The following is a 6,130-nucleotide window of genomic DNA, read 5'->3' as shown; positions in this document are numbered from 1 at the left end:
AAATTGTTCCTTTTAAATAGTGAAATTTGATATAATATTTTACCTTAATTTTTATAAATTTATGATAAAAGTTTGTGAATAGATCGTGAAATAGTGTGAAAAGGACGTGAATGAAAATTTTAGGAATAGACCCAGGAACTAGAAACTGTGGGTATTCTATAATAGAAAAAGATGGTGTGAATATAAAATTAATTGAAGCTGGACTAATCAAAATAAAACCATCAACTCTAAACTACCAAATCACTGAGCTTTGTGAAGGATTAGATATCATTTTTAGAAAACACAGCATTGATGATGTGGCAATTGAGGATATTTTCTTTGCTTATAATCCACAAAGTGTTTTAAAACTAGCTCAATTTAGAGGTGCATTAAGTCTTAGGATATTACAAATTCATGGTGAATTTTATGAGTACACGCCACTTCAGGTTAAAAAAAGCGTAACAGGAAAAGCAAAAGCTAGTAAAGAACAAGTTGCCTTTATGGTAAAGAAAATCTTAGGTATAAAACAAGAGATCAAACCACTTGATATAACTGATGCTATTGCGGTCTCTTTAGCTCACGCAAATGGGATGAAATTTAAAAGCTTAAAAGGTTTATAAAATTAGCATTAAATTTATATTTTTTCAAGTCTAAATTTAGTAAAATATGTAAATTTTAAAAGGAGAAAAAATGAGTGCATTTTTAGTTATTTTAATTATTGCAATCGCGGTTGTGTTGTGGGCTATTGGAATTTATAATGGGCTTATTGCTAAAAAAAATCAAGTAAAAAATATAAGAGCTGGCGTTGATACTCAGCTTAAAAAACGCTATGATTTAATACCAAATTTAGTCTCAACTGTAAAAGAGTACTTAACTCATGAAAAAGAAACACTTACAAAGGTTACTGCTCTTAGAAGTAGAGCTATGGCTACAAATGATAAAAGTGAAGAATTTGCTCTAAATAACGAATTAACAAAGCTTTTAGGTGGCATAAATGTAGCAATAGAGGCTTACCCTCAGCTTAGAGCTAATGAAAATGTTATGCATCTTCAAGCTACTTTAACAGAAACAGAAGAACAAATCAGTGCAGCAAGAAGGGCTTATAACTCAAGTGTTATGACTTATAATAACGCTATACAGATGTTTCCAAGTAATATCATAGCAAATATTTTTAACTTTAAAGATGAGTTATTTTTTAAAGCAGAAGATAGTGAAAAATCTGCTCCAAATGTGGGAGAACTCTTTAAGTGAGAGAAATTTATGAGCTTGAAAAGGAGCGTTTAAGTCTCCTTGTAAAGCTTAAATTAGTTTCTATTTTTTCTTTATTTATAGGGCTTGTAGCTTTTGTAATATTTTATTTTTATATGCAAAGAGAGATTTTACTCTCAATTTTTATGGGAGTATTTAGTACTCTTTTTTTCTATGCTTTTATAAGAAATTTTTTAACTAGCGATTTTAATAAAGATTTTAAATTAATAGCGATGCAAAAAGTGATTGAAAGTTTTGGTTTAACTTATGAAAGCGAAAATTTTATAAAATATAGTGATTTTATTACTCCAAATATCTATTTAAAACCCGACACTTATAGCGGAAATGACTTAGTTTATGGCAGTTATAATGGTGTTAGTTTTAAATTTAGTGATCTTTTTTCACAAAGAAGAGTTCAAAGAGTTGATGAAAAAGGCAAAGTTCATGTAAGCTATGAGACTATTTTTTGTGGAATTTGCTTTATTGCTAATTTTAATAAAAACTTTACTTCAACAACTTATGCTTTAAGTCGTAATAGAAATGTTTCGCTTTTTAGAATAACTATGGATAATAGTGAGTTTGAAAAGGAATTTAATGTCTATAGTAGCGATAAAATAAATGCTTTTTATATCCTTACACCAAACCTTATGGAGCGTATTTTAAGGCTTAAAAATCTATTTAAATCACCTCTAAATTTAGCATTTTTAGATAATAAAATTTACATTTATATAGAGTTTGGAAGAGATAGTTTTGAACCTGATGTAAGACAGAGTTTAATTGGTGATGATTCAATAATTTTACGATATAAAGCTGAAATTTTAGAGCTTTTAAATATCATAAATGAGCTAAATTTAAACCGCAAAATTTTTACTAGCAATGAAATTTAAACAAAACAGTATAACTAAAAATTTAGAAAGAAAAAGAAAAGAGCTTTTAAAAAAGTTAATCATCGCTACAGTTGGATTTGGGTTGGTTTTTATCTTTGGTTTTGTTATGTTTATAAAAGGTGGCGAGTTTAAATTTATTCCTTTTATTTTTTTAGTTTTTATATATGTTTTTGTATTATATGGTCTTAAATTTAGAGTTACGAGTTCATTTATAGGGGAGTTAAACAAGGCTTTGTTTGATAAAGGTGGCTTTAAAAACATAAGCTATGAGCGTAGAACAAAAGTAGAAAATTTAGCCCCAAATTTAGGAAAAGTCATAGCAAATGATAAATTTAGTGGTGAGTATAGAGGTGTAAATTTTAGTTTTTGTGATGTTAGAGTGGAATTTGGCGAAATTGATTTTAAAGGCAAAGTTTTTGAAGCTAGTTTTAAAAAGCCATTTAAAAATGAAATTTTTATCACAAATTTAGGACTTTTAAGAGCTGAAAATTTAACTAAATTTGAGATAGATAACTCATATATAAATGAAAATTTTATCCTTTATGCTAAAGATTTACAAGAAGCGATGTATATTTTAACGCCAAGTTTGATAGAGAAATTTGAAGCTCTTTGTAAGGGAGTAAACGACAAAAATTTAAGAGCTGATATACTTTTTAAAAACTCAAAACTGATAATAGTTCTTGAAACAAAAACAGACTTTCTTGAACCAAATATTTTTAAAAGTATAAATAATCTTAACTCAAATGAGCTTAAATTTGAGATAGATAAATTTTTAAAGTTAATAGAATATCTAAATTTACACACTTATTGATAATTTATAAAATAAAACATAAAATAACTATAATCTTAATAAATCTACAATAATTTTATATTTTATATAATTTTAAGAAATATCATATCAATTTTAAGATAAAATAACTTGTTTAACTTATAAATTTAAAGGATAAAGTATGAAAAAAATCCTTAGTTTGATGTTTGTCTTTGTTGTGGCTACTTTTGCAAAGCCAACTATCTATATCCTTGCAACTGGTGGGACGATCGCTGGTGGAAGTAGTGGGGAGCTAAATGCTTCATACACTTCTGGTGCGATTGGGGTTGATAAGCTCATATCAGCAGTTCCAAAAATAAACGAAATCGCAAACATCAAAGGCGAACAAATCTCAAATATCGGCTCTCATCATATGAATAATGATGTCTGGCTAAAACTAGCAAATAGAGTAAATGAAATTTTAAACGATGAAAACGCTGATGGTGTTGTGATAACTCATGGAACTGACAGCATTGAAGAGAGTGCTTATTTTCTAAATTTAGTTGTAAAAAGCAATAAACCTGTTGTTTTTGTTGGAGCTATGAGAGCAGCAACTTCGATGAGTGCAGATGGTCCTTTAAATATTTTTAACGCAGTAAGCGTGGCAATAGACAAAAATAGCTTTAATAAAGGCGTTTTACTCGTTATGAATGATGAAATCCACAAAGCCAGAGAGGTAAGCAAAACAAACACCACAAATGTCGCAGCTTTTACCTCATCAAATGCTGGTAAAATCGGCATTGTAAATTACGGCAAGGTTGAGTATTTTGATGAGAAAAAACATACTTTAAATAGTGAATTTTCAGTTAAAAATTTAACCAAACTTCCAAAAGTTGATATTTTATACGCTCATACAACAGATAACGAAGACTTAGTAAATTTTTGCGTAGAAAATGGAGCAAAAGGCATAGTCGTAGCTGGAATGGGAAGTGGAAGTCTTTATCCAAGTGTGGAAAAAGCTTTGGTAGAGGTTATGAAAAAAGGCGTTGTTGTGGTTAGATCAAATAGAGTTGGAAGTGGCACAACTGATGCAGGACCAGGGGTTAGTTTATATGATGAAAAATATGGCTTTATTTCTGCAAATACCCTAAATCCACAAAAAGCAAGGGTTTTATTAATGCTTGCACTTACAAAAACAGATGATATAGAAAAAATAAGAGAAATTTTTAGAACTTATTAAAGGAGTAAAAAATGAATATTTCACAACAAATTTTAGGCTTAAAAGATGAGATTGTAAAAACTAGGAGATTTTTCCACTCTCACCCAGAAACTGGTTGGTTTACCTTTTTTACCACAGCTGTAATTGCTGATAAAATGACAAAAATGGGTTATGATGTAAAGCTAGGTCGTGAAGTTGTAGATCCAGATGCCAGGCAAGGACTTGGTTCAAAAGAAGACTGCGAAAAATATCTAAAAAGAGCAAAAACTCTTTTAAATGATGAACAAATCAAATATTTAGATAAAATGGAAGATGGCTTAACTGGGCTTGTTGCAGACATTGACACTGGAAAACCTGGAAAATTTGTAGCATTTAGATTTGACATTGACGGAGTTGATGTAACTGAGTGCAAAGATGAAAGCCACCGCCCTTTTAAAGAGGGATTTAGTTCTGATATAGATGGTATAACTCACGCTTGTGGGCATGATGGACACATCACAATTGGACTTTTTACTGCAAAAATGATAGCTGAGAATTTAGATAAATTTAAAGGTAAGTTTAGATTTATTTTTCAAACAGCAGAAGAGGGAACTCGTGGTGCAGTTGGTATGGAAAAAGCAGGAGTTGTAAAAGGAGTTGATTATTTGCTTGGCGGACATATCGGCTTTCAAGCAACCGTGATGAAAAGCATAATTTGTAAAACCGATAAACTTCTTGCTACGACTAAATTTGACATTACTTTAACAGGCAAATCAGCCCACGCAGCAGGAGCTCCAGAAGAGGGAAATAACGCACTTTTAGCAGCTTGTCAAATGGCACTTAATATGCACGGAATTACTAGAAATGCAAAAGGAGTTACCAGAATAAATGTTGGCGTTTTAAAAGCTGGTGAAGGACGAAATGTAATCGCACCAAATGCCTATTTAGCATGCGAAACTAGAGGCGAAACAACCGAACTTAATGAGTTTATGAAAAACGAGTGTGAAAAAATAGTTAAAGGCGTTAGTGAAATTTATGGCGTAAGTTATGATATAAAAATCACTGGTGGCACAAGTGGTGGAAATAGCGATGAAGAAGTTGCCCAGATTTATGAAAACGCAGCAAAAGAGAGTCCATTTATCGATAATGATAAAATTTTAACCGAACTTAGCTTTGGTGCGTGCGAGGACTTTGCGCATTTTATGCATGCAGTCCAACTTCAAGGTGGAAAAAGTGCTTATTTAATGGTAGGAACTACCCTAAAAGCAGGTCATCATAACTCTAAATTTGACTTTGATGAGGATTCACTTTTAGCAGGGGTTGATGTTTTTGTAAGAAGTGCTTATGCAATAAACAAAGGCGATAAATGAACGCCCTACTTTTAAGTGCATCAAGCTATAAAGATACTGGATATTTAAACCACTCAAAAGGCTGGATTAAAGAATTTTTAGGAAAAAACTGGGATGAGGAGATTTTATTTATTCCGTTTGCTGGCGTTACTAGGACAAATTATGAGTATGAAAAAAGGGTTCAAAATTGCCTAGAAAACTCAAACATCAAAAGCATTCACCACTATAAAGATATGAAAAATGCTATAAAAAATGCAAAATCAATCTGCGTTGGGGGCGGAAATACCTTTATGCTAATGGCAAAAATTTATGAGTTTGATTTGCTTGATGAGATAAAAAATGCCGTAAGAAATGGCGCGAAATACTTTGGTTGGAGTGCTGGGGCAAATATCGCTGGAAAGACGATGATGACGACAAATGATATGCCAATAATTATGCCAAAAAGCTTTGAGTCATTAAATTTATTCTCGTATCAAATAAATCCTCATTTCATAAGCGGCCAGATCAAAGGTCATAACGGCGAAAGCAGAGAAACTAGGCTAAATGAGTTTTTAATAGCAAATCCTAGTGAGATAGTTTATGCGATGCCAGAAGGCACAGCGTTTTTAATAGATGGTGATAAAGCCGAAGTTATCGGACACTCAGATATTTTAAAATTTGAGTATAAAAAAGATGTCCAAACTATAAAAATCGGCGAAAAAATTAAAATTTAAGGAAAATT

At 31.2% G+C, this 6,130-nt stretch carries 7 protein-coding genes; all 7 read left to right on the top strand.

The window, feature by feature from the left end; translation table 11 throughout:
- Positions 1 to 110: 110 nt before the first annotated feature.
- Positions 111 to 599 (top strand): crossover junction endodeoxyribonuclease RuvC, encoded by a 489-nt coding sequence (gene ruvC, locus CCORG_RS08620; RefSeq protein ID WP_025802195.1) that lies wholly within the window; start codon positions 111 to 113, stop codon positions 597 to 599.
- A 70-nt stretch (positions 600 to 669) separates the two neighbouring features.
- Positions 670 to 1,230 carry a LemA family protein gene (locus CCORG_RS08615; RefSeq protein WP_025802193.1) on the top strand — a complete coding sequence of 187 codons (561 nt, stop codon included), beginning with the start codon at positions 670 to 672 and terminating at the stop codon, positions 1,228 to 1,230.
- Complete coding sequence (locus CCORG_RS08610; RefSeq protein WP_025802191.1) at positions 1,227 to 2,114, top strand: DUF3137 domain-containing protein; 888 nt, start codon at positions 1,227 to 1,229, stop codon at positions 2,112 to 2,114. The genes CCORG_RS08615 and CCORG_RS08610 overlap by 4 nt, the downstream gene beginning before the upstream one ends.
- Positions 2,104 to 2,925 carry a DUF3137 domain-containing protein gene (locus CCORG_RS08605; RefSeq protein ID WP_025802185.1) on the top strand — a complete coding sequence of 274 codons (822 nt, stop codon included), beginning with the start codon at positions 2,104 to 2,106 and terminating at the stop codon, positions 2,923 to 2,925. The genes CCORG_RS08610 and CCORG_RS08605 overlap by 11 nt, the downstream gene beginning before the upstream one ends.
- A 139-nt stretch (positions 2,926 to 3,064) precedes the next feature.
- Positions 3,065 to 4,102, top strand: coding sequence for a type II asparaginase (locus CCORG_RS08600; protein WP_025802183.1), 1,038 nt, complete (start codon positions 3,065 to 3,067; stop codon positions 4,100 to 4,102).
- A gap of 11 nt (positions 4,103 to 4,113) precedes the next feature.
- On the top strand, positions 4,114 to 5,430 hold the full coding sequence (locus CCORG_RS08595) for an amidohydrolase (protein WP_025802181.1): 1,317 nt from the start codon (positions 4,114 to 4,116) through the stop codon (positions 5,428 to 5,430).
- A complete protein-coding gene (pepE, locus tag CCORG_RS08590; RefSeq protein WP_025802179.1) occupies positions 5,427 to 6,122 on the top strand; it encodes a dipeptidase PepE in 696 nt (231 codons plus the stop codon). The genes CCORG_RS08595 and pepE overlap by 4 nt, the downstream gene beginning before the upstream one ends.
- Positions 6,123 to 6,130: the final 8 nt, after the last annotated feature.

Source organism: Campylobacter corcagiensis, assembly GCF_013201645.1.
GTDB classification, from domain to species: domain Bacteria; phylum Campylobacterota; class Campylobacteria; order Campylobacterales; family Campylobacteraceae; genus Campylobacter_B; species Campylobacter_B corcagiensis.
The sequence above is the reverse complement of the archived record's forward strand: the minus strand, read 5'-3'. Positions and strand labels throughout refer to the sequence as shown.